The sequence below is a fragment of the Clavibacter michiganensis subsp. tessellarius genome (assembly GCF_021922985.1).
GTDB classification, from domain to species: Bacteria; Actinomycetota; Actinomycetes; order Actinomycetales; family Microbacteriaceae; genus Clavibacter; species Clavibacter tessellarius.
This window is the reverse complement of record NZ_CP040788.1, coordinates 3056935-3083135: the sequence shown is the minus strand read 5'-3', so window position 1 is coordinate 3083135 and position 26201 is coordinate 3056935. Positions and strand designations below refer to the sequence as shown.

The 26201-nt window shown below is 73.0% G+C and carries 27 protein-coding genes; 12 read left to right on the top strand and 15 right to left on the bottom strand.

Annotation, left to right across the window (positions count from 1 at the left end):
* Window positions 1–13 precede the first annotated feature (13 nt).
* Window positions 14–1438: a type I glutamate--ammonia ligase gene (glnA, locus tag FGG90_RS14735; RefSeq protein ID WP_094131552.1), complete on the top strand. Its 1425-nt coding sequence runs from the start codon at window positions 14–16 to the stop codon at window positions 1436–1438.
* A 117-nt stretch (window positions 1439–1555) separates the two neighbouring features.
* Here glnA and ilvD read toward each other — a convergent pair whose 3' ends face one another.
* The 7 genes from ilvD to FGG90_RS14700 form a co-directional block, all read right to left on the bottom strand.
* On the bottom strand, window positions 1556–3235 hold the full coding sequence (gene ilvD, locus FGG90_RS14730; RefSeq protein ID WP_231689108.1) for a dihydroxy-acid dehydratase: 1680 nt from the start codon (window positions 3233–3235) through the stop codon (window positions 1556–1558).
* A 94-nt stretch (window positions 3236–3329) separates the two neighbouring features.
* Window positions 3330–4664: a phosphopyruvate hydratase gene (gene eno / locus FGG90_RS14725; protein ID WP_094131551.1), complete on the bottom strand. Its 1335-nt coding sequence runs from the start codon at window positions 4662–4664 to the stop codon at window positions 3330–3332.
* Window positions 4665–4725: 61 nt separating this feature from the next.
* On the bottom strand, window positions 4726–5211 hold the full coding sequence (locus FGG90_RS14720) for an inorganic diphosphatase (protein WP_086505366.1): 486 nt from the start codon (window positions 5209–5211) through the stop codon (window positions 4726–4728).
* A gap of 26 nt (window positions 5212–5237) precedes the next feature.
* Window positions 5238–5609, bottom strand: coding sequence for a fluoride efflux transporter FluC (locus tag FGG90_RS14715; RefSeq protein ID WP_086505365.1), 372 nt, complete (start codon window positions 5607–5609; stop codon window positions 5238–5240).
* Window positions 5606–6109, bottom strand: a complete 504-nt coding sequence (locus FGG90_RS14710; protein ID WP_237583452.1) for a fluoride efflux transporter FluC — start codon at window positions 6107–6109, stop codon at window positions 5606–5608. The genes FGG90_RS14715 and FGG90_RS14710 overlap by 4 nt, the downstream gene beginning before the upstream one ends.
* Window positions 6106–6846 carry a 2,3-bisphosphoglycerate-dependent phosphoglycerate mutase gene (locus FGG90_RS14705; RefSeq protein ID WP_210433110.1) on the bottom strand — a complete coding sequence of 247 codons (741 nt, stop codon included), beginning with the start codon at window positions 6844–6846 and terminating at the stop codon, window positions 6106–6108. Before FGG90_RS14705 ends, FGG90_RS14710 begins: the two co-directional genes overlap by 4 nt.
* Entirely contained in the window at window positions 6846–7235 is a 390-nt protein-coding gene (locus FGG90_RS14700) for a universal stress protein (RefSeq protein WP_237583451.1), read from the bottom strand. The genes FGG90_RS14705 and FGG90_RS14700 overlap by 1 nt, the downstream gene beginning before the upstream one ends.
* A gap of 428 nt (window positions 7236–7663) precedes the next feature.
* Between FGG90_RS14700 and FGG90_RS14695 the strand changes: the two genes are divergently transcribed.
* From FGG90_RS14695 to FGG90_RS14665, 7 genes are all read left to right on the top strand, one after another.
* Window positions 7664–8257, top strand: a complete 594-nt coding sequence (locus tag FGG90_RS14695) for a recombinase family protein (protein WP_094131548.1) — start codon at window positions 7664–7666, stop codon at window positions 8255–8257.
* Window positions 8258–8265: 8 nt separating this feature from the next.
* Entirely contained in the window at window positions 8266–9651 is a 1386-nt protein-coding gene (locus FGG90_RS14690) for a Mu transposase C-terminal domain-containing protein (RefSeq protein WP_094131547.1), read from the top strand.
* On the top strand, window positions 9651–10454 hold the full coding sequence (locus FGG90_RS14685; protein ID WP_094131546.1) for an AAA family ATPase: 804 nt from the start codon (window positions 9651–9653) through the stop codon (window positions 10452–10454). The genes FGG90_RS14690 and FGG90_RS14685 overlap by 1 nt, the downstream gene beginning before the upstream one ends.
* Window positions 10455–10508: 54 nt before the next feature.
* Entirely contained in the window at window positions 10509–12122 is a 1614-nt protein-coding gene (locus tag FGG90_RS14680; RefSeq protein ID WP_237583450.1) for a DUF4012 domain-containing protein, read from the top strand.
* Between the two features lie 157 nt (window positions 12123–12279).
* A complete protein-coding gene (locus tag FGG90_RS14675; protein ID WP_094126312.1) occupies window positions 12280–12867 on the top strand; it encodes a YdcF family protein in 588 nt (195 codons plus the stop codon).
* A gap of 91 nt (window positions 12868–12958) precedes the next feature.
* Window positions 12959–13780 carry an endonuclease/exonuclease/phosphatase family protein gene (locus FGG90_RS14670; protein WP_237583448.1) on the top strand — a complete coding sequence of 274 codons (822 nt, stop codon included), beginning with the start codon at window positions 12959–12961 and terminating at the stop codon, window positions 13778–13780.
* Window positions 13781–13851: 71 nt separating this feature from the next.
* Window positions 13852–14835, top strand: coding sequence for an ATP-grasp domain-containing protein (locus FGG90_RS14665; protein ID WP_094126314.1), 984 nt, complete (start codon window positions 13852–13854; stop codon window positions 14833–14835).
* A gap of 64 nt (window positions 14836–14899) precedes the next feature.
* On the opposite strand, the gene FGG90_RS14660 is transcribed toward FGG90_RS14665, so the two are convergent.
* From FGG90_RS14660 to FGG90_RS14635, 6 genes are all read right to left on the bottom strand, one after another.
* The gene (locus FGG90_RS14660) at window positions 14900–15283 is read right to left on the bottom strand and encodes a chorismate mutase (protein WP_094126315.1); all 384 of its coding nucleotides are present in this window, start codon (window positions 15281–15283) and stop codon (window positions 14900–14902) included.
* Between the two features lie 86 nt (window positions 15284–15369).
* Window positions 15370–15789 (bottom strand): organic hydroperoxide resistance protein, encoded by a 420-nt coding sequence (locus tag FGG90_RS14655; protein WP_011931929.1) that lies wholly within the window; start codon window positions 15787–15789, stop codon window positions 15370–15372.
* A gap of 149 nt (window positions 15790–15938) precedes the next feature.
* Window positions 15939–16643 carry a response regulator gene (locus FGG90_RS14650; RefSeq protein WP_094126316.1) on the bottom strand — a complete coding sequence of 235 codons (705 nt, stop codon included), beginning with the start codon at window positions 16641–16643 and terminating at the stop codon, window positions 15939–15941.
* The gene (locus tag FGG90_RS14645; RefSeq protein ID WP_237583447.1) at window positions 16640–18067 is read right to left on the bottom strand and encodes a sensor histidine kinase; all 1428 of its coding nucleotides are present in this window, start codon (window positions 18065–18067) and stop codon (window positions 16640–16642) included. The genes FGG90_RS14650 and FGG90_RS14645 overlap by 4 nt, the downstream gene beginning before the upstream one ends.
* A 41-nt stretch (window positions 18068–18108) precedes the next feature.
* The gene (locus FGG90_RS14640; protein WP_094126318.1) at window positions 18109–20205 is read right to left on the bottom strand and encodes a serine hydrolase domain-containing protein; all 2097 of its coding nucleotides are present in this window, start codon (window positions 20203–20205) and stop codon (window positions 18109–18111) included.
* Window positions 20206–20380: 175 nt separating this feature from the next.
* Window positions 20381–20779, bottom strand: a complete 399-nt coding sequence (locus FGG90_RS14635; protein WP_094131192.1) for a VOC family protein — start codon at window positions 20777–20779, stop codon at window positions 20381–20383.
* 501 nt (window positions 20780–21280) lie between these two features.
* Here FGG90_RS14635 and FGG90_RS14630 point away from each other — a divergent pair.
* A complete protein-coding gene (locus tag FGG90_RS14630; RefSeq protein ID WP_237583445.1) occupies window positions 21281–21667 on the top strand; it encodes a hypothetical protein in 387 nt (128 codons plus the stop codon).
* Window positions 21668–22262: 595 nt separating this feature from the next.
* Window positions 22263–22409, top strand: coding sequence for a hypothetical protein (locus tag FGG90_RS14625; RefSeq protein ID WP_237583443.1), 147 nt, complete (start codon window positions 22263–22265; stop codon window positions 22407–22409).
* A gap of 48 nt (window positions 22410–22457) precedes the next feature.
* On the opposite strand, the gene FGG90_RS14620 is transcribed toward FGG90_RS14625, so the two are convergent.
* Entirely contained in the window at window positions 22458–23099 is a 642-nt protein-coding gene (locus FGG90_RS14620; RefSeq protein ID WP_094126319.1) for a GNAT family N-acetyltransferase, read from the bottom strand.
* A 72-nt stretch (window positions 23100–23171) separates the two neighbouring features.
* Entirely contained in the window at window positions 23172–23873 is a 702-nt protein-coding gene (locus tag FGG90_RS14615; protein WP_094126320.1) for a hypothetical protein, read from the bottom strand.
* A 146-nt stretch (window positions 23874–24019) separates the two neighbouring features.
* Between FGG90_RS14615 and FGG90_RS14610 the strand changes: the two genes are divergently transcribed.
* Window positions 24020–24688: a response regulator transcription factor gene (locus FGG90_RS14610; RefSeq protein ID WP_165771348.1), complete on the top strand. Its 669-nt coding sequence runs from the start codon at window positions 24020–24022 to the stop codon at window positions 24686–24688.
* Complete coding sequence (locus tag FGG90_RS14605; RefSeq protein ID WP_094126322.1) at window positions 24685–26172, top strand: sensor histidine kinase; 1488 nt, start codon at window positions 24685–24687, stop codon at window positions 26170–26172. Before FGG90_RS14610 ends, FGG90_RS14605 begins: the two co-directional genes overlap by 4 nt.
* The last annotated feature ends 29 nt before the right edge of the window (window positions 26173–26201 follow it).

Genomic DNA, 26201 nt, shown 5'->3' with positions numbered 1-26201 from the left:
GAAAGCAGCCAGCGTGTTCACTGACCCCAGCCAAGTCCTGGACTTCATCACGAACACGGACGTCACGTTCCTCGACGTCCGGTTCACTGACCTTCCCGGCGTCCAGCAGCACCTCACGATCCCCGCATCCACGGTCGACGTGAAGTTCTTCACGGAGGGGATCGCCTTCGACGGGTCGTCCATCCGCGGCTTCGCGAGCATCCACGAGTCGGACATGCAGCTCATCCCCGACGTGACGACGGCCTACATCGACCCGTTCCGCATCGAGCGCACCCTCATCATGGTGTTCGACATCTACAACCCCCGCAACGGCGAGATCTACGCCCGCGACCCGCGCCAGGTGGCCAAGAAGGCCGAGAAGTTCCTCGCCGCGTCCGGCATCGCCGACACCGCGTTCTTCGCGCCCGAGGCCGAGTTCTACATCTTCGACGACGTCCGCTACGAGGTGAACCAGCACACGAGCTTCTACTCGGTCGACTCCGAGGAGGGCGCCTGGAACTCGGGCCGCGAGGAGGAGGGCGGCAACCTGGGCAACAAGACGCCCTACAAGGGCGGCTACTTCCCCGTCAGCCCGGTCGACAAGCAGGCCGACCTCCGCGACGACATCAGCCTCAAGCTGATCGACGCCGGCCTCATCCTCGAGCGCGCGCACCACGAGGTGGGCACGGGCGGCCAGGCCGAGATCAACTACCGCTTCGACACCATGGTGCACGCGGCGGACGACATCCTGAAGTTCAAGTACATCGTCAAGAACACGGCCGAGCAGTGGGGCAAGACGGCCACGTTCATGCCGAAGCCGCTGTTCGGCGACAACGGCTCGGGCATGCACACGCACCAGTCGCTCTGGAACGACGGCAAGCCGCTGTTCTACGACGAGGCCGGCTACGGCGGGCTGTCGGACGTCGCGCGCTGGTACATCGGCGGCATCCTCAAGCACGCGCCCGCCATCCTCGCGTTCACGAACCCGACGGTGAACTCGTACCACCGCCTCGTCCCCGGCTTCGAGGCGCCCGTCAACCTCGTGTACTCGGCGGGCAACCGCTCGGCGTCGATCCGCATCCCCATCACGGGCACGAACCCGAAGGCGAAGCGCATCGAGTTCCGCGCGCCCGACGCGTCGAGCAACCCGTACCTCGCGTTCGCCGCGCAGCTCATGGCCGGCATCGACGGCATCAAGAACCGCATCGAGCCGCACGAGCCCGTCGACAAGGACCTCTACGAGCTCCCGCCCGAGGAGGCGAAGAACATCCCGCAGGTGCCCGCGTCGCTCGGAGCCGCCCTCGAGGCGCTCGAGGCCGACCACGAGTTCCTCACGGCCGGCAACGTGTTCACACCCGACCTCATCGAGACGTGGATCGAGTACAAGCGCGAGATGGAGATCAAGCCCCTCGCGCAGCGCCCGCACCCGTTCGAGTTCGAGCTGTACTACGGCGTCTGATCCCGCCGGCGCCCCGCAGCGGGGCGAATGACGCACGGGCCGTCCTCCTCCGGGAGGCCGGCCCGTGCGTCATGCGGCGAGCAGCGACGAGCGCGCAGCGCTCGTCCTGCTGGCCCCCTACCCGGTGACCGCTCCGATGGCGGCCGATCCGACGAGGCGCGTGTACTTGGCGAGCACTCCCCGTGTGTACCGAACAGGCAGAGGTACCCAGCCCTGTCGGCGTCGCTCCAGCTCTTCCTCGTCGACGAGGAGGTCGACGCGTCGGGTGGGGATGTCGACGCGGATCCGGTCCTCGTCGCACACGAACGCGATGACGCCGCCGTCTGCGGCTTCCGGGGCGACGTGGCCGATGCACAAGCCGGTGGTGCCGCCGGAGAACCGCCCGTCGGTGAGAAGGAGGACGTCCTTTCCCAATCCCGCGCCCTTGATGGCGGCCGTGATGGCGAGCATTTCGCGCATGCCTGGTCCGCCCTTGGGGCCTTCGTAGCGGATCACGACGACGTCGCCCGGGCGGATGCGGCCTTCGGTTAGCGCGTCCAGTGCGGCGCGCTCGCGATCGAAGACTCGCGCGGATCCCTCGAACGAGGTGGCGTCGAAGCCGGCTGTCTTCACAACAGCGCCGTCGGTCGCAAGCGACCCTCGGAGGATCGTGAGTCCGCCGGTGGCGTGGAGGGGATCGTCGAGGCGGTGGAACACCTCCCCGTCGGGCTCGGGTGGGTCGATCTCCGCGAGGTTCTCTGCGACGGTCTTGCCTGTGACCGTCAGGCAGTCGCCGTGGAGCAGGCCGGCGTCCAGCAGCGCCTTCATGATGACGGGGACACCGCCTCGACGGTCTACGTCGCGCATCACGAAGCGCCCGAAGGGCTTCATGTCGGCCAGGTGCGGGACCTTGGATCCGATCCGGTCGAAGTCGTCGAGGGTGAGCTCGACCTCAGCCTCGTGCGCGATCGCCAGCAGGTGGAGCACCACGTTGGTCGACCCTCCGAGTGCCATGGCGACGGCGATGGCGTTCTCGAATGCCTCTCTGGTGAGGATGTGACGTGCGGTGATCCCCATCCGGATCATCTCCACGACCGCTTCACCTGATCGGTGCGCGTACTGGTCGCGACGGCGGTCGGCGCTCGGTGGCGCCGCGGATCCGGGTAGCGACATGCCCAGCGCCTCGGCCATGCAGGCCATGGTGTTCGCGGTGAACATGCCCCCGCATGCGCCTTCCCCGGGGACGGACGCGCACTCGATCTTCTTCAGCTCTTCCTCGGTCATGGTTCCGGCAGCACAGGCGCCGACGCCTTCGAACGCGTCGACGATGGTGACCTCCCTGCCCGTCCCGTCGGCGTGCTGCACGTATCCGGGTAGGACGGATCCTGCGTAGAGGAACACGCTCGCGAGGTCGAGTCGCGCGGCTGCCATGAGCATCCCTGGGAGGGACTTGTCGCATCCGGCGAGCAGGACGGTGCCGTCCAACCGCTCAGCGCTGACGACGACCTCGACGCTGTCGGCGATCACCTCCCGAGACACGAGGGAGAAGTGCATGCCCTCATGGCCCATCGAGATCCCGTCCGAGACGGAGATCGTGCCGAACTGCAGCGGGTAGCCGCCACCTCGATGGACACCCTCCTTCGCTCCCTGGGCGAGACGGTCCAGGGACAGGTTGCACGGCGTGATCTCGTTCCACGACGAGGCGATGCCGATCTGCGGCTTGTCCCAGTCCTCGTCGCCCATGCCGACGGCCCGCAGCATGCCGCGGGACGGCGTCGCCTCGATCCCGTGCGTCACAGCCCAGCTCCGTGGCTTCATGTCGGTTGCTCCAGTCATCGCACCCTCTTTCGTCGCGTGTTCTCGTGGCCGTGCACGCACGTGCCGTGTGACGCTCGTCGTGCTTGCTGACGGGTCATGCCAGCCCGTACGGCAGGTCGTGTGCGGTCTCTTCGATCTCGGTGAGCCGGTTGTACTTCGCCACGCGCTCGCCTCGTGCGGGGGCTCCGGACTTGATCTGCCCAGTGCCGGTTCCGACGACGAGGTCCGCGATGAACGCGTCCGTGGTCTCTCCGGAGCGGTGCGAGACCATGCTGCGCATACCCAGCTCGCGGGCCGTGCGAATCGCGTCCAAGGTCTGCGACACGGTGCCGATCTGGTTGGGCTTGATCAGGGCGGCGTTGGACAGGCCATCCCGGCCCCCGTCGCGAATGCGCTGGGGGTCTGTGACGTAGAGGTCGTCGCCGACGATCTGCAGACGAGAGCCCAGAGCGGTGTTCATGGCCTTCCACCCGGCATGGTCGTCCTCCGAGAAGCCGTCCTCGATGCTGCGGATCGGGTAGGTGCCGACGAGGCGCTCGTAGTACGCGACGAGGCCGTCACGGTCCAGGTGCTGATCGACGATCCGGTACGTGCCGTCGCCGAGCGCGAACTCGTTCGCTGCGGGGTCGAGTGCGATAGCCATCGCGTTCACGCCCGCGTCGTGTCCGGAAATGCGGATGGCGTCGACCAGTAGATCCAGGGCCTCCTCCGGGGATGTGATCGCCGGTGCGAAACCGCCCTCGTCGCCGAGTCCGACCGCGCCGAAGCGTTCCCGCACGATGCCAGAGAGGGCGTGGTAGACGTCCGACCCCACGCGGACGGCGTCGACCATGCTGGTCGCGGAGACGGGCGCGATCATGAACTCCTGGAAGTCGAGCGCGTTCGCAGCGTGAGCGCCGCCGTTGAGGACGTTGAAGTGCGGTACGGGGAGGCGCGGCGTGCTGCCGGTGACGTCAGCGATCCACCGCCACAGCGGCAGTCCAGCGGCGGCGGCGAACGCGCGCGACATGGCGATGGAGGTCGCGACCACGGTGTTCGCTCCCAACCGCGAGTACCCGGCGGTGCCGTCGAGTGCGGCCAGGGCGGCGTCGAGCTCGGTGATCGACACCCAGCTCCTGCCGGTGATCAGCGGGGCGACCTCCGCGGCCGTCATGAGCAGGGCCTGGGAGACGTCGCGGCCAGCGTAGGCGTCGCCGCCGTCGCGGAGCTCGACGGCTTCGTGTGCACCGGTCGATGCTCCCGCCGGGGCGTCACCGGTGACGGTGGTCCCGTCGGTGAGCGTGAGGTGCACGCGGACCGTCGGGTAGCCGCGGGAGTCGAGGATGCGGGACGCGCGGAGGTCCGTGATGGTGACCGGGTGCAGGGTGCGGGTGACGTACTCGCCTGTGTGCCGTGATGCGTGGTGCGTGTTGCTGATGTACTCGTTCATGGGATCGCTTCTCATTCGGGGTAGGTCGTGCGCGGGAGCCGACGGTCGGCCGGCTGAGGGGTCAGCGGTGGCGGGGAAAGCGCTGCTGGGCTGTGCGGATGAGGGCCTCCGCGTCAGTGACAGAGGTCCACCCGGCGGTGGTCACGTGCTTGCCGTGCTCGGTCTCCTTGTAGTGGGAGAAGAAGTGCTCGATCTCCTGCAGGGTCGTGTCCGGGACGTCGGCGATGTCGTGGATGTCCGCGAAGCGGGGGTCACCGTAGGGGACGGTGAGGATCTTGTCGTCGCCGCCGTTCTCGTCGACCATGCGGAGCATTCCGACAGGACGCACGTCGATGACGACACCGGGGAAGGTCGGGCGGGGCAGGAGCACGAGCGCGTCCAGAGGATCACCGTCGTCGCCGAGGGTGTCATCGATGCTGCCGTAGTCCTGCGGGAACACCATGCTGGTGAACACGGCTCGGTCCAGGCGGATCCGCCCGGTCGCGTGATCGATCTCGTACTTGTTGCCGCTGCCGCGGGGGATCTCGATGGTGATGTCGAAGTGCATGTCGTCTCCTGTGTCGGGTCGGGGAGTCAGAGGTGTGTGCCGAGAGCGATGCCGGCGATCGCGGAGGCGACGGAGGTGATGAGCATTCCGAAGCCGTAGCCGGCTGCTGTGAGCACCCGCCCGGTGCGGGCGAGGCGGATCGTCTCGTAGCTGGCGGTGCTGAAGGTGGTGTATCCGCCCATGAGGCCGGTGCCGAGGACCGCGACGGCTGTGGCGCCGAGATGGGTCGCTGCGCCGGTGAGTAGGCCGAGTAGCAATGAGCCGGTGATGTTGATCGTCAGTGTCCCCACCGGGAGCCGGTACTGGCGAGTTCGGTTGATCGCTCCGTCGAGGAAGAACCGCAAGGCGGCGCCGACGCCTCCGGCCACGGCGACCACGATCGGGATGAGTACGTTCATGAGTGCGCTCCTCTGGGCCGGAGCGCACGCGCGGTGACGAGACCGATGGTGGTGGCCAGGGCGCCGGTCACGACCGTGAGCAACGCATACCCGGCGCCGACGAGCGCATGGTCGTCGAGGATCAGGGCGGCCGTGCTGGACGCGAGGGCGCTGTAGGTCGTGAACCCGCCGAGCGCTCCGGTCCCCATGAGCAGCCGGGTGGTGCGGCGGCGGCCTTCGTCAGGGCCTCGATGTGCGAGATGCTCCAGCAGCAGCCCGAGTAGGAGCGCACCGGTGACGTTGATCCAGAAGATCGCCCAGGACACCCCGTCGGCGGCAGGGAAGACGTAGCTGATGGTCTCTCGCGCTCCGGTGCCGACCGTGCCGCCGAGCGCGACGAGTCCGAGGTACCGCCAGCGCAGGTGCACCGGTTGCGGTGAGGTCGTGGGGTCATCGACGTCGACGTCGGGGTCATCAGGCAACTGCCCACCCGTTGCGGCGTCGTGCGATCGCGTGGTCATGTTCCCCCCTCGGCAGCGACGGCCGCTGCTGCTTCCTGTGCGTCCGGATCGATGTACTCGCCACCCCGTGGACCGAAACCCGTCGCCGCATCGAAGCGGTACATGAGGGGCTGCGCGGTGGGGAGATTCAACTGGGCGAGCTCACCATCGGTCAGCTCGTCGACGCAGGCGCAGACCGCGCGAAGGGAGTTCCCATGTGCGATCAGCACCACTGTCCGACCCAGGCGCAGTTCGGGCAAGACCTGCGCGACGAGGAAAGGCTGCACGCGCAAGATGACGTCCGCCAGCGCCTCGGTCCGCCGCACCGCTGCCCACGGCAGATTCCGCAGAGCCGGCGTACGCCGAAGACGCATCCAGGCTGTCACCGACATCCGCGGGGGTCGGCCGGTGCGGGTCCGACGCACCGCGAAGAACCGCTCCTCGCCCAGGACCGTCCGCGCATGCGCTTTGGTCATCCCGGTCAGCGCACCGTAGTTGCGCTCATTCAGCTCCCACCGCTGCTCGGTCCGCACGTCCAGGCCCAGCACATCCGTCACGACCTCCGCCGTGTGGATCGAGCGCTGCAGCGTGGAGGTGAGGACCAGATCCGGCCGGATCCCCTGTCTCGCCATCGCAGATCCGGCGCGGCGCGCTTCCGCCACGCCTTGCCGCGTCAACGGGACGTCCTGCAAGCCCGTGAAGATCCCGGCCGCGTTCGCAGTGCTCTCCCCGTGGCGCAGAAGCACCAGCAGGCCCATCAGAGATCCTGCTGAGGCGGTGACGCGTGAAATCCGATCGGGTCGGTCGGGATCACGAGCACCGGACGGTGCTGGTGGTGCACCAGCTGCGCGGCGACGGATCCCGAGAAGAACTCGGCGATGCGACGCGCTCCACTTCGGCTACCGATGACCAGCATCGACGCATCCCGCTGCTCCGCAGCCCTGATGAGCGCCCGGGCTGGGTCGCCGACTCCGGCCAGGAGCTCCACGGTTACTCCCGCTCGCGCGGCCACGGCCCGCACTTCCTCTTCCTCTGAGGCGGACAGCGTCCTCGGGGCGGAGTCGTCGGTGTCGGAGTCCAACGGCTCGAGCATCTCGGACCCGTCGTCCCGAGTCCCGGTATCCACGAACGCAGGATCGACGCTCACGCACACTAGAGACGAACCAAGGCGTGCGGCGTACGACGCGGCGACCTCAACGACCCCAGATACGTATCCCGGTTGCAGACCGACCACGATGGGGCCGGTACCGACAGGCTCGGACATCGCTCTCCCTATCTCGGGCGCGCCTAGCGCGACCAGCTGAGATAGGGACTGTTGTCGACGAGCGTCGAAGTTGGATCCGGCAAGCCCCTCTGCCGGGTCGTGAGACCCCTCAAGTATGCACCTCTCACCCTGCGCATGCGCTCTTCACGATCCATCTCGAAAAGCAATAGCTTTTCGAGACACCATGATCTGCGCCTCCGAGCCGCGTCGACTGAGCCTGTTCACTGGGGGCCGGACGTCTCGTCAAGTCGTCTCACCGCAAAGTGTCTCGAAGAGCCCCACCGTGGGTATTTCTGAGGCAGACTGCTCGGGTGAGGCTTCTGGGATACACGCGGGTGAGCACGACGAGTCAGGATGCGCAGCTCCAGCTCGACGCGCTGGTGAAGGACGGCGTGCAGAAGCGGGACGTGTTCGCCGACGTCACCTCCGGCAGCCGGGCCGCGATCGATCGGCCGGGGATGAAGAAGCTGCTCGAGTACGCCGAGGACGGCGACACCATCGTCGTCTGGCGCATCGACCGTCTAGGCCGCTCGATGCTCGACGTCCTCAGCACCGTGAAGATGCTGCGCGAACGGGGCGTGCAGATCCGCTCCATCTCCGACGGCATCGATCCGGCGACGACCTCGGGCCGGCTGATGCTGGGCATGCTCGCGAGCCTGGCCGAGTACGAGCGCGAGCTCATCGTCGAGCGCGTCAACGCCGGCATCGCCGTCGCGCGCGACAACGGGACCCGCTTCGGCCGCCCCTTGTCGGATCCGGCCGTCATCGCCGACAAGCTCCAGATCGCGACCGATGCGCGAGCCCGTGGCCGGACCGCGGAGGACGCGGCCCGTCTCGTCGGGTGGAGCCGCGCGACGTTGTACCGGCACCAGTCGAACGCTGCGCGCGAGAGCGCCGCGATGTAGGTGCCGGGGTGGACGGGCTCGAGCGGTGGCGCGTTCTTCGACTGCATGTCGAAGACCAGATCCCGCTCGCAGCTCTCGCCCGGACCACCGGGATCAGCGCGCGGACCCTGCAGCGCTGGCACCACCTCTACTGCGCCGGCGGCATCACTGCCCTCGACTCCAGGTCCCGGATCGACGCGGGCCGGCGGCGGACAGCGGCCGCGACGGTCACGTTCATCGAACGGCTCGCGCTGACCAAGCCCCGTCCGAGCATCGCGACCCTGCACCGCCTCGCCGCCACGGACGCGCAGCAGCGCGGGGACCCGGTCCCGAGCTACTCCACGGTGCGGGAGATCGTGCAGGCGCTCGACCCCGCGCTGGTGACGCTGGCCCTGGAGGGGCCGGCGTCGTATCGGGATCGGCACGAGCTCGTGTATCGGCGCCGGGCGGAGCGCCCCAACCAGACGTGGCAGGCCGACCACACCGAGCTCGACGTCCTCATCGTCGGCGCCGGCGGGAAGCCCGACCGCCCCTGGCTGACCGTGATCATGGACGACTACTCCCGTGCCATCTGCGGATACACCGTCTTCACCGGCGCCCCATCGGCGATGAACACCGCACTCGCACTCCGGCAAGCGATCTGGAGGAAGCCGGATCCCGGCTGGGCGATGTGCGGGATCCCCGACATCCTCCACGTCGACCACGGCACCGACTTCACCAGCCGACACCTCGAGCACACGGCCGCGGAGCTGCGGATCCGGATCATCCACTCCGCTGTCGGCCGCCCCCAGGGCCGCGGGAAGATCGAGCGGTTCTTCGGCACCATCACCACCGAACTGCTCCCGCTCCTTCCCGGACACCTCAGCCCCGGGAACCGACGCCCGGACCCGGTGCTCGACCTAGCCGGCCTCGACACGGCCGTCGGGTCGTTCATCGCCACCTACAACGACCGCCCGCACAAGGAGCTCGGGACCACACCGCGAACAACCTGGGCCGGTGACGGCTGGCTGCCTCGGATGCCGGAGAGCCTCGTGGAGCTCGACGGGCTCTTGCTGACTGTGCCGAAGAGCCGCACCGTGCAGCGCGACGGGATCCACTTCCAGGGCCAGCGGTACCTCGCCCCGACCCTTGCTCCGTTCGTCGGCCGGACCGTGACGATCCGGTACGACCCGCGTGACATCTCCGAGATCCGCGTCTACGACCACGACACCTTCATCTGCGTCGCCGTCGACGAGGCCCACCCGAACCTGCGGATGAGCCTCCGCGACGTCGAGACCGCACGCCGCGCCCGCCGCCGGCAGCTGCGCCGGGACCTCAACGACCGGATCCCAACTACAGCCAGCCGTGCCGAGCTCCCCGCGACACCGCCGCCGCCTCGGCGGCCGCGCCTGCGCACCTATGAAGAGGACGGATGATGCCCGACACGTTCATCACCACGAAAGAGCACCGGCGGTTCGTCGAGTTCGCGAACGCCGTCCGGAAGGAGCAGACCATCGGGATCTGCCACGGCGATGCCGGCGTCGGGAAGACCAACTCCGCCCGCCGGTACGCGCACTGGGATGCGCTCGAGCCGTACGCCCAGGAGTGGGGTCGGCGCGGCGCGGACGACCCGAAGCTCGATGCGGCCGCGAACCGCTCCCGGGCGGTGTTCTACACGCCCGAAGTCCTGCCCCGGCCGAAGGACCTCATGCGGGAGCTGGACCGCTGGACGGTCGACCTCGGCATCAGGATCGAGGATCACCAGCGCACGATCGGGAAGATCACCGGCACCGCCGGCGATGCGCGCCGGTGGGTCGAGCTGCTGATCATCGACGAAGCGGAACGGCTCACGCCCACCGCCCTCGAGCTCCTCCGCGATCGGCACGACCGTGAGCACCTCGCGATCATCCTCATCGGCATGCCCGGAATCGACCAGCGCTTCCGTCACTACCCGCAGCTCTACAGTCGCCTCGGCTTCGCCCACCGCTACCGCGCCCTCGGCCAAGACGAGCTCCTGTTCGTTCTCGACCGCCACTGGAAGCGCCTCGGCCACACCCTGAACCCTGACGACTTCACCGACGCGCAAGCCATCGCCGCGATCCAACGCATCACCCGCGGCAACTTCCGACTCCTCGAACGGCTCTTCCCGCAGATCCAGCGCGTCCTCAAGATCAACCAGCTCGAGACCATCACCGACGACGTCGTCGAAGCCGCCGCCAGCATCCTCGTCACCGGATGACGACACCGAACGGCAACAGAACCGCGCCATGAAGCGGCACCGCCCACAGACCAGGTGCAGGCGTCGCTCCTCGCGGGCGATGTCGACGCCGCGAAGGCCGGCGCCGCCGAGCTCCGCGAGCACACGGCCGCCGCGGCCGACGCGGCGGACGACGGCGTGCTCGCCGCATACGAGTGGGTCCCCGCCGTCGGCCCGAACCTGCACGCCGCGCGCGTGCTGGCGTCGGCGACCGACCGGCTCGCGACCGACGTCGTGACGCCCGCCACCGAGGTCTCCCTCTCCGCCTTCACGCCCGTGCTCGGGCGCATCGACCTCGACGGGATCCGCTCCCTCGGCGAGACCGTCGACACCGCCTCCCGGGGCCTCGCCGGCGCCCGCTCCGAGGTCGACGCCATCGACCGCGACGCCCTCTGGGCCCAGGTCCGGGACGACGTCGACCTGATGGACGAGACGCTGTCGAGCACGCAGGCCACGGCCGACACCTTCGCCGAGGTCACGGGCGCGCTGCCCGCCCTCCTCGGCGCCGACGGCGCCCGCAACTACCTGCTGATGTTCCAGAACAACGCCGAGGTCCGCTCCACCGGCGGCAACCCCGCCGCGCTCGTGCTGCTGACCGTCGAGGACGGCGCCGTGCGGATCGCGAAGCAGGCGTCGAGCAACGACTTCCCGCGCAACGTCCGCCAGGGCGACGTGCCGGACGAGACCGTGCGCCTCGTCGAGCCGCGCTCGGACCGGTTCGAGCAGAACATCACGATGTTCCCCGACTTCCCCACCTCGGGCGCGCTCGCGAAGGCGTACTGGGAGCGGTACCTCGGCGACCGGGTCGACGGCGTGCTGTCGTTCGACCCCATCGCGCTCAGCTACCTGCTGGAGGCGACCGGCCCCATCACGCTGGCCACGGGCGACGTGCTCGACGCGCAGAACGCCGTGCCGGTCCTCCTCGGCGCGGTCTACAGCCAGTACCCCGACTACCTCGCGCAGGACCGCTACTTCGCCAGCGCGGCCGGCACCATCTTCGCCAAGCTCGTCACCGACACCCCGCCCGTCGTCCCGCTGGTCACGGCGCTCGACCGGGCCATCGACGAGCGGCGGCTCCTCATGTGGAGCACGGTGCCCGAGGAGCAGGCGCTCATCGAGGGCGGGCCGCTGAGCGGCGCGCTGCCGGACGACAACGCCGAGCAGACGTCCATCGGGCTGTTCTTCAACGACATCGGCTCCGGATCCAAGATGAGCTACTACCTCCGCTCGGCGTCCCGGATCCAGGCGGAGACCTGCGCCGACACGACCACCTACACGGTCGACGTCGACATGACGAGCATCGCCCCGCTCGACGCCGCGACGAGCCTCCCCCGCTACGTCACGGGCCTCGACGGCGTCGCCAAGGGCCGCCAGTTCGACGACCTGCTCGTCTACGGCCCCGTCGGCTCCACCGTCACCGGGTGGTCGACCGAGGCCGACCTCACCACCGAGGAGGCGCGCGGCACCGACATGGGGCGCGGCATGATCCGCATCCGCACCGAGCTCGCGCCGCAGGACACGAAGACCGTCCGGGTCACGTTCACGATGCCGGCCGCGGACGACGCCGGGCCGCTCGAGGTCCGCCACACGCCCCTCGTGCGCCCGCTCGAGTCGGACATCACGCTGGTGCCCTGCTCGACGGGCGGCTGATCCGCCCCACCGCCCCGACGACGCCCGCGCTCCCTCCCCGGATGGGGGCGTCGTCATCCACCGGTCCGCCGCATAGGCTCGTCGAGCCGACGCGGGCACCCGAGCCCCGCACGCCCGCCCGCCGTCACCCGCGGATCCACCAGGCAGAGAGCGCACGTTGACACCCAGCACCACCCCCACCCCCGCCCGTCGGGGCGGCCGCGTCCGCCGATGGATCCTGCGCGCCCTGCTCGCCCTCTTCGTGCTCCTGCTCGCGTGGCTCCTCGCCGGCATCCCGCTCTTCGTGTTCCCGCCCGCGAGCCAGCCGGACAAGGCCGACGTGATCTACGTCATCGGCCCGCCGAACCCCACCCGCCGTGACCTCGCGGCGAAGCTCGTGGACGAGGGCTACTCCGACACCGTCGTCTTCTCCGTGCCGCCCACCGGCCCGCAGTCGGCCGGCGAGCTCGCGGCGTGCAACGGCGAGTTCCCCTACCCGGTCACGTGCGACACCCCGTCGCCGTTCACGACGCAGGGCGAGGCCCGCTACCTCCGCGACAAGTCGGAGGAGAACGGGTGGACGAGCGCCATCGTCATCACCTGGACGCCGCACGTCACCCGCACCGAGCTGCTCTTCGACCGCTGCTTCGACGGCGACCTGATGGTGGTCGAGGACCCGGTGGACTTCAGCCTCCGCCAGTGGATCTCGCAGTACACGTACCAGTCGGGCGCCTTCGTCAAGGCGCTCGTCACGCCCGGCTGCTGACGCGCGGACGGCCGCCCGCGCGGGGCACCGCATGTCCGCCTGGCGCCGCGCCGCGACGCGGCGATCGGGCGGGCGCGGTTGAATGGACGACATGACCCCCGCGATCGGCCCGACGACCGGCGACGACATCCACCTGATCTCGCTCAACGTGCGGATGCCGTGGCACGGCACCCGCCCCGGCGAGGCCGACCACTGGCCCGAGCGCCAGGAGCCGCTGACCCGCTTCCTGCAGCAGGAGCGGCCCACGGTGCTCGGCGTGCAGGAGGCGCTGTGGCCGCAGATCCAGGCGATCGAGAAGGCGCTGCCGCCGTCGTACCGCATGGTCGGGCAGGGCCGCGAGGGCGGCAGCCACGGCGAGCACGGGGCGATCTTCTACCAGGCGTCCCGCCTCACGCTCCTCGAGCACGACGTGATGTGGCTCTCGGACACCCCCGACGTGATCGGCAGCATGACGTGGGGCAACCCCATGCCGCGCATCCTCACCTGGGCCCGCTTCCAGGACGAGGCGACCGGCCTCCCGCTCGTGGTGCTCGACACGCACCTCGACCACGACGTCGCCGAGGCCCGCGACCGCGCGGCCGAGGCCATCGCCGAGCTGGTCCGCACGCGCTTCGCCGGCCTCCCGCTCGTGCTCATGGGCGACTTCAACGCGCCCGTCGACTCCACGCCCTACGACGCGCTCACGCGCCGCGGCGGCCTCCGCGACTCCTGGCTCGACACCGCGCGCCAGGCCACCCCGGCGTTCGGCACGTTCCCCGACTACCGGCCGCCGGTGGTGGGGGCGCCGCGCATCGACTGGATCCTCGTGAGCGAGCGCGTCGACGTCCGCGCCGCCGCCGTGAACGACTTCGCCTGGCAGGGCCGCATGATGAGCGACCACCTGCCCGTGCAGGCCCTCGTGCGGCTGCGCTGACGCCGGGCGGTCGCCGGGACGCCGCGCGTCACGCGTCCGGCGCGGCGCGCGCGGCCTCGTAGCCTGGGGGGATGACCACCGCACCGAAGGTATTCGCCATCCACGAGAACCCCGAGTGGTTCGGGCCGTTCGCCGAGGCGCTCGACGCGCGCGGCGTCCCCTACGAGGAGTGGCTGCTGACCGACGGCGTGCTCGAGATCGACGAGGCACCGCCCGAGGGGATCTTCTGGTCGAGGATCAGCGCCTCGGCCCACACGCGCGACCACGCGCTCTCCAAGGACTACACGCGCGGGCTCATGTCGTGGCTCGAGGCGCACGGCCGCCGGACGGTCAACGGGCGCCGCACCATCGAGCTCGAGGTGAGCAAGGTCGACCAGCTCACGGCCCTGCGCGCCGCCGGGATCGAGGTGCCGCGGACGCGCGCCGTGATCGGCAGCCACCGCATCGTCGAGGCGGCGCGCGGCCTGCCGACGCCGTTCATCACCAAGCACAACCAGGGCGGCAAGGGCCTCGGCGTCCGCCGGTTCGACAGCGTCGAGGAGCTGGCCGCCTACGTGGAGGGGCCCGACTTCGAGGAGCCGCAGGACGGGATCACCCTGCTGCAGGAGTTCCTCGAGGCGGCGACGCCGCGGGTCACTCGGGTGGAGATCGTGGGCGGGCGCTTCGTCTACGCGATCCAGGCCGACACCGCGCGCGGCGGCTACCAGCTGTGCCCGGCGGACGCATGCGCGATCGACCCGGCGACCGGCGCCCTCGTGATGCCGCCCGGCGCGACCATCGCGCAGCAGCCGGGCGACACGATCTTCTCGCTGCGGGAGGACATCACGGCCGAGAGCCCGATCGTGGAGCGCTACGTCGCGTTCCTCGCCGGGCTCGGGATCGAGGTCGCGGGCATCGAGTTCATCGAGACGACCGACGGCCGCGTCGTGACCTACGACGTGAACACGAACACGAACTACAACGCGGGCGTCGAGGCGGCGGCTCCCGCGTCGGGCCCGGGCGCGGTGGCGGAGCTGCTGGAGCGCGTGCTGCGGGAGGCGTACCCGGTGGCCTGAGCCCCGGAGGCGTGAGCCCCGGAGGCCTGAGCCCCCGCGGCCTGAGCCCCCGCGGCCTGACGGGTCAGGCCGTCGGGCCGCCGTCCTCGGGCGCGACCGCGGAGGTCGACGCGCCCTGGTCCTCGGCGATCCGCGTGTGGTGGTGGATGACCTCCGCGACGATGAAGTTCAGGAACTTCTCCGCGAAGGCGGGGTCGAGGCGCGACTCCTCGGCGAGGGCGCGGAGGCGGAGGATCTGGCGGCGCTCGCGCTCGGGATCCGCCGCGGGCAGCCCGTGCGCGGCCTTCAGCCGGCCGACCGACTGGGTGAACTTGAACCTCTCGGCCAGCAGGTGCACGAGGGCGGCGTCGATGTTGTCGATGCTGCCGCGGATCTCCCCCAGCTCCTCGAGGGCGGCACGGGCGTCGTCGTCGAGGGGAGCCCCTGCGGGGCCGGTGTTCTCAGGCATGGTCCGACCCTACCCATCCGCCCCTGGACGACGGAGGCGGGCGTCCCCATCGGGGGACGCCCGCCTCGCGGGTCGTGCGGTGCCGGTCAGTCGACGATGGTGACCTTCACGTCGATGTTGCCGCGCGTGGCGTTGGAGTACGGGCAGACCTGGTGGGCCGCGTCCGCGATCTCCTGGCGGCGCTCGGGCGCCACGTTGGGGAGGTAGACGTCGAGCTCGACGGCGAGGCCGAAGCCGCCCTGGCCGTTGTCGCCGATGGAGACGCTGGCGGAGACGCCCGCGTCCTTCGTGTCGACGCCGGCGTTCTTGCCGACGAGGTGGGTGGCGCCCAGGAAGCAGGCGCTGTACCCGGCGGCGAAGAGCTGCTCCGGGTTCGTGCCCTCGCCCGAGCCGCCCATCTCCTTGGGGGGACGGGTGTCGAAGTCGATGCGGTCGTCCTCGCTGCGGACGTGTCCGTCGCGTCCTCCGCCGGAGGCGTGCGCGATAGCGGTGTAGATGGGTTCCATGGATCCATCAGACCACGTCGCGGCTGGGAGCGCCGGACGCTCTCCATGGACGTTCGCGGCATGGACGGTGGATCCCGGGCGAACGCGCCGGGCGGAGGCCGCGACCCCGCGGGACGTCCCGGGCGCGTCGCGCGGAGCGGCGGCCCGGGTCAGGGCAGGAGGCCCGAGCGGTAGCCCCAGACGACGGTCTGCAGGCGGTCGCGCGTGCCGAGCTTCGTCATGATCCGGGTGAGGTGCGACTTCACGGTGCTCGTCTCGATCACGAGCCGGCCGCCGATCTCGTCGTTGGAGAGGCCGTCGCCGAGGAGCCGCACGATGTCCTGCTCGCGCGGCGTGAGGACGTCGGCGCCCGGGTGCACGGCGGAGGCGGCGCGGCGGCGCGTGAATTCCGCCATCACGCGGCGGGTGGTGACGCCGTCGAGCGCGGCCTGCCCCGCGGCGAGCGCGCGCACGGCCTGGATGAACTCCTCGGGCTCGGCGTCCTTGAGCACGAAGCCGCGGGCGCCGGCCTCGAGCGCGCCGAAGACGTACTCGTCGAGGTCGAAGGTGGTGGCGACGAGGACGGCGGGGGCGCGGTCGTCGCGGGGCGGGGATCCGGCGGGGGTCACGGTCACCGCGTCCGCGTCCGCGTCGGCGTCGGCTCCCGTGATGGCGCGGGTCGCCTCGATGCCGTCGCCGCCGGGCATCCGCACGTCCATCACGACGACGTCGGGCGCGAGCCGGCCGACCAGCGCGACGGCCTCGCGGCCGCCGGACGCCTCGCCGACCACCTCGATGCCGCCGGCCGTCTCCAGCACGACGCGGAAGCCCGCGCGCACGATGGACTGGTCGTCGACCAGGACCACGCGGATCACGCGCCGGCCGTCCGGTCGACGGCGGCGGGCTCGACCGGCAGCTCGAGGCGGACGCGCCACGTGCCGCGCGCGGTCGGGCCCGCCTCGAGGCGGCCGCCGACGAGCGCGGCCCGCTCGCGCATCCCGACGAGCCCGTAGCCGGGCGCGGTCGCGGGGGCCGCGGCCGGCAGCGCGTTCTCGACCGTGAGGGCGATGCGGGTCGGCTCGGCCTCGACGGTCAGCGTCACCGCGGACCCCGGCGCGTGCCGGCGCGCGTTCGCGAGGGACTCCTGCACGGTGCGGTACGCGGTCACGTCGGCCAGCGGCGCGAGCGGCGGGGCGTCGCCGGTCGTGCGCTCCTCCACCTCGGTGCCGGCGGCGCGGGCGGCCGCCACGAGCTCGGGCAGGTCGCCGAGGCCGGGCACCGGAGCGGTGCCCGCGCCGTCGCCGCCCTCGGCGTCGGAGGTCTGCCGGAGGATCCCGACGATGGAGCGCAGCGCGTCGAGCGTCTCGCGGCCCTGCACGCGGATCCCGCGGAGCGAGTCCTTGGCGCGCTCCGGATCGAGGTCCACCAGCCGCTCGGCGGCGCCCGCCTGCACCACGAGCGCGGTGAGGTGGTGCGCGGCCACGTCGTGCAGCTCGCGCGCCATGCGGGTGCGCTCGGCGGCGATCGCGGCGCGGCCGAGCGCGGCCTGGTGCTCGAGGGTCTCGGCCGCCCGGGCGAGCACGTCGCCGTCGTGGCGGCGGCGGAGCGCCACCCAGGATCCGACGGCGGCGCTCGCGGCGGCGATGAGCAGGCCGCTGACGAGGATCGACGCGGCCGAGACGACCGTGTCGACGCCGAACCGCGCGTCCACCGCCGTGGGCACGAGCAGCGCCCGCACCTGTCCCGTCGCGGCCAGGGTCGCGCCCACCGCCTCGATGCCGACGGCGGCGACCACGATGCGGACGGCGGAGGCCGGCGGCAGCAGCGCCCCCACCGTGTAGGCCGCGACGACGGGCGCCGCGGCCCAGAACCCGAACTGCGGCGGGAGCACCGCGACGAGCGCCCCCTGGAGGAGCGAGACCGCGAGGAGGGTCGAGCGCGGGTGCCGCCGCCGGAACGCGAGGGGCGCGCACTGCACGACGGCGAGGATCGCGATGACCCCGCCCTGCGCCGGCGACATGCTGCGGGCGGTGCCGTCCGACCAGACGAGCGCGGCGAGCACGCCGAGCAGCGGGATCGTGAGGAGCGCCCAGGCGGCCGCGGCCGCCGCGTCGCGCCCGGCGTCGGTGCGGATGCCGACGCGGCCGAGCGCGGCGCGGATCCGGTCGGCGAGCGCGCCCCGCGGCCGGACGGCGGCGGCGGTCGCGGCGGCACGGGCCGCATCGGCGCGCGCCGCCGCGGTGGCGCGGTCCGCGGTGGCGCGGTCCGCGTCCGCGCGGTCGGGGGTCGGATCGGTCACCTCCCGAGCATGCCAGGCGGACGGCCCGCCCCCGCCGCGCATCAGTAGCTCACGCTCGGCGCGAGGAGCCGGAAGCCGACCGCGAAGGCCGCGATGCCGACCAGGGCGACGACCACGAGGATCCGGCCCGCGACGATCCACGCGCCCCGACGGGCGTGGATCGCCTGCCAGGCGGCCAGCGCGGCGGGGATCACGGCGAGCGCGCCGAGCACCTGCAGCACCTGGAGGACGCGGAGCTGCCCGGCCGGGACGTCGACGAGGGAGAGCGCCTGCACGGCGGCGGCGGTCCAGCCGAGGAGCGCCACGAGCGTCACGGCCTGGCCGATGCGGGACAGGAGCAGCGTCCGGCTGCGGCGGGGGCGCGGCACGGCGACGGCCTCGTCCGATCCGTCGCGGCGGGCCCGGCGACGGCGCCCGATGCCGGCGATGGCCGTCGTCGGCCACACGACCACCGACACGACGAGCACGGCGACCGCGGCGAGGAGCCCGGGGATCACGACGGACGCGGCCTGCCACGGCTCGGCCCGGAGCATCGTGAACGACGCGCCCCACGTGATCGCGTCGACCGGCCCGCCCTCGGCGGAGGCACGGGTCGCGAGCAGGGCGTCGCCGCCGACCTCGCGCCACAGGTGGTCGCCCGCCTTCTCGTAGACGCCCGTGGTGATGCCGAGCGGCTTCGGCGTGACGGCGATGGTGCCGTCGGCGCGGGGCACGATCTCGGTCTGCCCGCTGAGGCTGAGGAGCGCGCCCGGGTTCGAGAACGGGGAGCGGGAGGACAGCCAGGTCCCGGCGAGCTCGGCGGCGGCCTCGGGATCGCCCGCGGCAGCAGCCTCCGACGCGCCGGCCGTGGCGCCCGTCGCGCCGTCGTCCTCGCGCAGGTAGCGGTCGGCGAAGCCCTGGAGCACGGCGGTGCGGAGCTCGAGGGTGTCGACGGCGTCGCGGCCGTTGCCGTTGAACGTCACGAAGATCCCGGCGTCGCTGTCCGGGAACATGCGCATGGCCGTGTGGAAGACGTTGGTGTCGCCGTCGTGGCCGAACGCGCGGATGCCGGGCGTGCTGTCGTCGAAGAAGCCGAGGTCCATGCGCTGGCCGGCGGCGAACGTGCCGAGCTGGTCCGCGTCGAGGGCCGGGCGGTGCATCTCGTCGAGGGTGGCGGGATCCAGCAGGGCCCGGTCCTCCGGCAGGTCGCCGAGGTGGCCGAGCATGAAGCGGGCCATGTCCTCGGCGGTCGCCGAGAGCGCGCCGGCGGGGGCCGCGTTGACGACCTCGGTCGGGTACGACGGCTGCGCGTCGTCGGGGTAGCCCTTCGCCAGGCGCGCATCGAGGTCGGCGGGCAGCGGCTGCGCGAAGGAGGACGAGGTCATCCCGGCGCGGTCGAGCACCTCCTGCTGCACGAGGTCGACGAACGGCATGCCGCCCACGCGCTCGGCGACGTAGCCGGCGAGGCTGGCGCCGTAGTTCGAGTAGGCGGGGGTGGTGCCGGGGACGAAGACCTGCTCGGGCGGATCCGTCCTCATCACGTCGCCGAGGGCGCGCTCCGAGCCGGGCGCGCCGATCAGGCCCGTGATGACCTCCTCGAACCCGGCGGTATGGGTGAGCAGGTGCCGGAGCGTCACCGTGCCCTTCGGGGTGTCGAGGTCGAAGTCGAGGTACTGCTGCACGTCGGCGTCGAGGTCGAGGCGGCCCTCCTCCACGAGCTGCATCACGGCGGTGGCGGAGACCACCTTCGAGACGGAGCCGACGCGGAAGAGCGTGTCGGCCGGATCCACCGCGCGGGCGGGCGAGCCCTCGGTGCCGGTGTCGGCGAGGCCGTAGCCGCGGGAGGTGAGCACCTGGCCGTCGGCGACCACCGACACAGCGGCACCGGGGATGCCGGTCGTCGGCAGCGCGGAGCCGACCACGCCGTCGAGCCAGGCGTCGACGTCGTCCTTCTGGAGGTCGTGCCCGCCCGGCTGGTGCTGGGGCGGGGCGGGCGGCGGCGGATCCGCGGGGCCGGCGGTCGTGGCGGCGCCCAGCGCGAACGGCAGCGCCAGGGCGAGCGCGAGGGCGCCGACGACGGGGGCGAGCCGCCGGGATCGGCGGGTCGCGCGGCGCGGCGCCGCGGCGGGAGAGGAGGTGGAGCGGGGTGTCGTGTCCATGCATCCCACGCTCCCGGGTCGACGCCCGCGGCACAGGGGGCGGGAGTCGGCACCCGGGTTGCGACTCGAGTCGCAGGCGGAGGCTCCCGACGTCGGGCTCAGCCGTCCGCGACTCGAGTCTCAGGCGGGCGTCCCGGAGGCACGAGGCGGGGCGGCGTCCGTGCGCGGAGCTGCGTCAGGTCCCGGGATCGGCGACGAGCTCCACCTTGAAGCGCTCGGCGTCCTCGAGGAAGGCGGCGCGGTGGTCCGGGCCGCCGGCGAACGGGTGGCGGTCGGCGTAGAGGCGCGACCAACCGTGAGCCGGCGCCGCGTCCCAGAGGCGGTCGACGTCGGCCGCGGATCCCGCGTGGAAGGCGAGGTGGCTGAGGCCCGCGCCGCGGCGGTCGTGCGCGGCGTCGCGGGGTGCCCGGGCGATGACCACGTACGCGTCGCCGAGGCGGAGGCTCGCGCCGTCCGGCCAGCGCGCGTCCTCGCGGTAGCCGAGCTCGCCGAGGATCCAGCCCCACGTCGCGAGCGCCCGCTCGAGGTCGCGCACCTGCAGCTCCACGTGGTGGAGCGATCCGCGGGTCGGCAGCCGAGCCGTCCGCCGGGCCTCCGCATCGCCACCGCCGTCGGTCCCCGTCCGCGCCGCCGCGTCGCCCATCGCTCCCCCTGCCGTCCGTCCCGAGGGTACGCGGCGGTGGCCGCCCCCGTCCGGGGCGCGGGGCACCGCGACGCCCGCCGACGCCGTAGGGTGAGGCCGTCGCCCTGCATCGCCAGAGCCGAACGACGTGCCGACCGGTCACCCGGGATCCCGTGCGCGGTCCCGCCCCGATGCCCGCGCCGGCCACCCACCGGCCGCGCCGCGCCGCTGCTCCTCGCAGCATCGGGTGTCCGCAGGATCCGACCGGCGACGACGCCGGGCCGATCGCGCGGACGTCGACATGATGCCCACCCCCGGAGGCATGGAATCGCCCACGTCCGCTGCTACCCCGCCGTCGACGCCGCCCGCGTCCACGCGAGCCCGACACCGCCCGACGCCGACCCCGGCAGCCGCAGCTACCTCGACTTCGCCGTCGTGGCGGAGGAGTCGGGCGTGCACTCCGTCACGGTGACCTACGACCACGCCGCCGCCGTGCCCCTCGCGCTCGGCTTCGCGCTCGACCGCGCGCACACGCGCACCGTCCGCTACCCGCCGCTCGAACCCGGGGCCGCGCGCCGCTCCACGACGCTCGACCTGCGCATGGAGCGCGGGCCCGCGGTGATCCGCGTGGCCGAGGGCAGCGCGGGGACGCCGCTGCGGGTGCACTCGATCCGCATCACCGGGCGCGAGGACGACCTCGAGCACGCCGGCGTCGCCCCCGTCGCCGCGCAGCGGGACGGCGGCGCCCGCGTCGTGGCGGCGGCACGGCGTCCGCCGGCCGGACCGCAGCAGCGCCCCCGTTCGGGCCGGGGCCTGGCGCGCCGGGCCGCCGCGGCATAGCTTCACCTCAGTCCCGAGCGGTCACCCGTCGCTGGGGACGTCGTCCGGAGCCGCAGGAGCGCGACAGCCCAGCGGAATCGCGCGGTCACACCAGGTCTCCGACCCGAACAGGGAGGGCTGGGAGCAGGGCCCGGCACGCGATAGCGCGCTGGCCGGGCTCGGGCTCGGTGCGCCGGCGCACCGGGAGCGTCGCGAACCGCCCGCACCACCCGCTCCCGGCCCACCCCGCCTCTCCCCCCCCCCTCCCCCCCCCCTCTCTCCCGCGGCGGATCCGCCGCCCGCCCGCGCACGTGCCCGCACTCCCCCGCACCACGACAGAGGGGCCGCCCATGACCGGGGACGCGCACGCTCCCCTCGGACGGCGCTCGATGCGCTTCGAGGACATCGAGCTGATGATCGCCGTCGCCTGGAACGACGAGGGCCGCCGCCGGGGCCTGCGCCCGCTGGCGTGGCAGGTGGGGGACGCCGACTTCGTGCACTTCACCGGGAGCGCCGACGCGTACGCCGCCGCGAGCCGCCGCGACATCATCGAGGACTGGATCGCGGAGCTCGGGCTCGCGGACGTGCTCCGCCGCTGCGCCGCGTCGGCCCGGACATGGTCTGGACGGGCCGCATCGACGCGGTCGGCTTGCGGTTCCACTACCCGGCCGGGCCGACGGATCCGGCGGACCTCGACCTCGACCTCGACCTCGACGCGGACCTCGGCCTCGACCGGGACGACCCCGGCCCGACCGCCGGCTGACGCGGCGACGCCGTCAGGCGCCGGACGTGCCCGCGACGCGGATCCGGCTCACGCGGGCGGCGTGCGGAACAGCACCGGCCGGCCCTCGTGGGCGGCGATGCGGGCGTCGAGGCCCGCGCGCACGGCCGGCCACTCGTCGACGAGGATCGAGTGCACCGCGGCGTCGCGCCAGGTGCCGTCGGCGCGGCGCTGGTCGCGGCGACGGACGCCCTCCAGGGTCGCGCCGAGCTGGAGGATCGCGGCGCGCGACCGGTCGTTGCGCGCGTCGGCCTGGAGCTCCACGCGTCCGAACCCGGAGTCGAACGCGAGGCCGAGCAGGAGGCGCTTGGCCTCGGCGTTGACGACGGTGCCCCAGACGCGCGGGTCGTACGCGGTCCAGCCGAGGTGGATCCGCTCGCGCGGCACGTCGAGGTCGGTGAGGGTGCTGGTGCCGACGAGCTCGCCATCGTGGGGGCCGCCGACGAGGATCACCGCGTGCGGCAGGTCGTCCCAGCGGAAGTAGCCGCGCGCCCACTCCGCGAACCCGGCCGGATCCGGGCGGAGGCCCGCGGCGCCGCCGCCGAAGCCGCCGGCGAACACCGCGGGGTGGGCGATGGCGGCGTGCAGCGCGGGGACGTGGTCGGGCGTGAGCGGCTCGAGGCGGACGTGGGCGCCGACGAGCGGCGCGGGCGCGGGGACGGTGGCGGTCACCCGGCCAGCCTGGCAGACGTGCGGCCGGGACCCGCGGGTGACGCGGGCCCCGGCCGGAGGGGATGGATCCGGTCAGCTGCCGGAGGTGGGCGCCGGCGTCGTGGCGGATCCGTCGCCAGACTGCTCCGGGGCGGCGGGGGCGGTGGCGCCGCCCGTCGCTCCGGGGGCCGCGGGGGCGGCGGGCGGGGTGGGCGCCTTGCCGTCCGCGCCCACGGGCGGGGCGGGCGGCGCGCAGCCGTCGGCGGGCGGGGCCGGCGGGGTGGCCGGGGTGCCGTCCGCGTTCGTGGGCGGCGTGGGCGGGGTGGGCGGCGTCGCCGGGGTGCCGTCCGCGTTCGTCGGCGGCGCGGGCACGGTGGCCGCGGATCCGTCGGCGTTCGTCGGCGGCGTCGGCGGGGTGGGCGGCGTCGCCGGGGTCCCGTCCGCGTTCGTGGGCGGCGCGGGCACGGTGGCCGCGGATCCGTCGGCGTTGGTCGGCGGGGTCGGCGGCGTGGCCGGGGTGCCGTCCGCGTTCGTGGGCGGCGTGGGGAGCGCGGGCGGCGTGGATCCGTCCGGCAGCGCGGGCGGCGCGGGGCAGGTCGCGGTCGTGCCGCTCCCGGATCCGGTCGATCCGCTGGCGTCGCCGCCGTTCCCGTCGGCGAACGCCGCCGAGGAGAAGAGCGCGACGAGGCCGAGGGAGGCGCCGGCGATGCCGACGGCCATGCCCGCGCGGCGCTTCCGCGGCGCGGGCGTCCCCGTGCCGCGGCCCTTCTCGAAGACCGTGATGGTGTCGTCCATGGTGTTCCTTCCGTGTCCGCCGCGGCGCGGGGTGCGCCGGGTCGGTACAGCCAGGCTCGGCAGCGGATCTGAAGTCCTGCTTAAGTTCCGCGCCCCGGGCGGACATGCGGCCGGGATCGCCCATCCGGGCCTCCTACAGTCGGCTCATGCTCCCTCCCGCACGCGTCCTCGTGGTCGAGGACGACGAGGCCATCCGCGCCGCCGTCGTGTCCACCCTCGCCGCCGAGCGCTTCGTCGTCCGCGGCCTCGCCTCGGGCGTCGAGCTCGAGGAGGAGGTCAAGGGGTTCCTGCCCGACCTCGTGGTGCTCGACTGGATGCTCCCCGGCCCGAGCGGCATCCGGCTGGCCGAGGGGATCCGCCGCTGGAGCGACGCGAGCGTCATCATGCTCACCGCGCGCGACGCCGTCGAGGACCGCCTGCGCGGCTTCGGCCAGGGCGTCGACGACTACATCGTCAAGCCGTTCGCGCTCGCGGAGCTCGTCGCGCGCGTCGGCGCCGTGCTCCGGAGGCGCGGGCGGCTCGCGTCCGTGGTCGAGATCGGCGACCTGCTGGTGGATCCCGACTCCGGCCTCGCGCGCCGCGGCGGCGAGCCGCTCGACCTCACCTCCATCGAGTTCCAGCTGCTCGCCTACCTCGCCGCCCACCGCGGCCGCACGCTGTCGAAGACGCAGCTGCTCACGCAGGTGTGGGGGTACGACCACGCGGATCCGAACCTCGTCGAGGTCCACATCAGCGCGCTCCGCAAGAAGATGGAGGCGCACGGGCCGCGGCTCCTGCACACCGTCCGCGGGCTCGGCTACCGGGTGGAGGCGTGAGCGCGGTCGCCCGCGCGCGGCGCCTCGCGCACGGCCTCGCTCCCGCCGCGGGGCCCGACGCGCCGCTGCGCACCGGATCCCTCCGCACCCGCACGGTCCTCGCCGTGCTCGCGCTCCTCGCGGTGCTCCTCGTGGCGCTGTCGCTCACGGTGCAGGCGATCCTCGGCGCGCAGCTGCGGCAGCAGATCCAGGACCGGCTCGCCGACCGCGCGTCCGCCGCCGCCGCGCTCGTGGGCGTGCTCGACGACGACGCGCTCGCCGAGCGGCTGAGCGCGCAGGGCGTGGCCGTGCAGATCACGAGCCCCGACGGCGGGGCCGTCTCGGTGCGTCCGGGCCGGGATCCTCTCGGCGGCGCGCTGCCGGGGCCGGATCCGCTCGGCGACGCCCCCGGATCCGTCAGCACCCCGGCGACGCCGCGCGCCGACGCCGTCTCCGTCACCGCGAGCTCCGTGAGCTCCTCGGCCGACGGGATCACCCTGCGCTCCGACCTCAGCGACGGAACGGTGCTCGAGCTGTCGGCGGGCACCGGATCCGTGGACGGCACGCTCGCCTCCCTCCGCGGGATCCTCGCGGTCGCCTCCCTGGCGTTCCTCGTGCTCGCGGCGGTCGCGCTCGTCGTGGTGGTGCGCGGCACGCTCCGGCCGCTCGAGGCGATGACGGGCGTCGCCCGCTCCATCGGCCGCGGCGACCGGGGCCGCCGCCTCCGCCCCACGCGTCCGACCACGGAGCTCGGCCGCACCGCCGTCGCCTTCGACGAGATGCTCGACGACATCGAGCACGCCGAGCGCCAGGCCCTCGCGGCCGAGGCGCGGATGCGCGCGTTCGTCGCGGACGCCGCCCACGAGCTGCGGACGCCCGTCGCCGGGATCCGCGCCTCCGCCGACGCCCTCGTGCGCGCCGACCCGAGCGCCGAGGAGCGCGAGCGCCTGGCGGTGCACGTCGTGCGCGAGGCGATCCGCGCGGGCCGCCTCGTCGACGACATGCTCACGATGGCGCGCCTCGACGAGGGCCTCTCCGTCGAGGGGCGCCCGGTGCGCCTCCCGCCGGTGATGGAGGCGGCCGTCGCGCAGCAGCGCGCCCGCACGCCCGGCACGCGCATCACCGCCGACGTGCCGGCCGCTCCCCCGGCCGTGCGCGCGGATCCCGACCGGCTCGCCCAGGTGCTCGACAACCTCCTGCAGAACGCCGCCCGCTACGCCGCGTCCGAGGTGCGCGTGACGGCGGAGGCGCCCGCGGACGGCACCGTGCGGATCACGGTGGCCGACGACGGCCCCGGCGTCCCCGACGCCGACCGCGAGCGCGTCTTCGACCGCCTCGTACGCCTCGACGACGGCCGCGACCGCCAGCACGGCGGCGCGGGCCTCGGCCTCTCCATCGCCCGCGCGCTCGCGCGCGCCCAGGGCGGCGACCTCGTCTGCCTGCCCGCCGTCCCGGGCGCGGGCGCGCGCTTCCGCCTGACGCTGCCGGTGGTGGATGCGGCTTGACGACCGCGCCACCGCCCCACCCCCGGCCT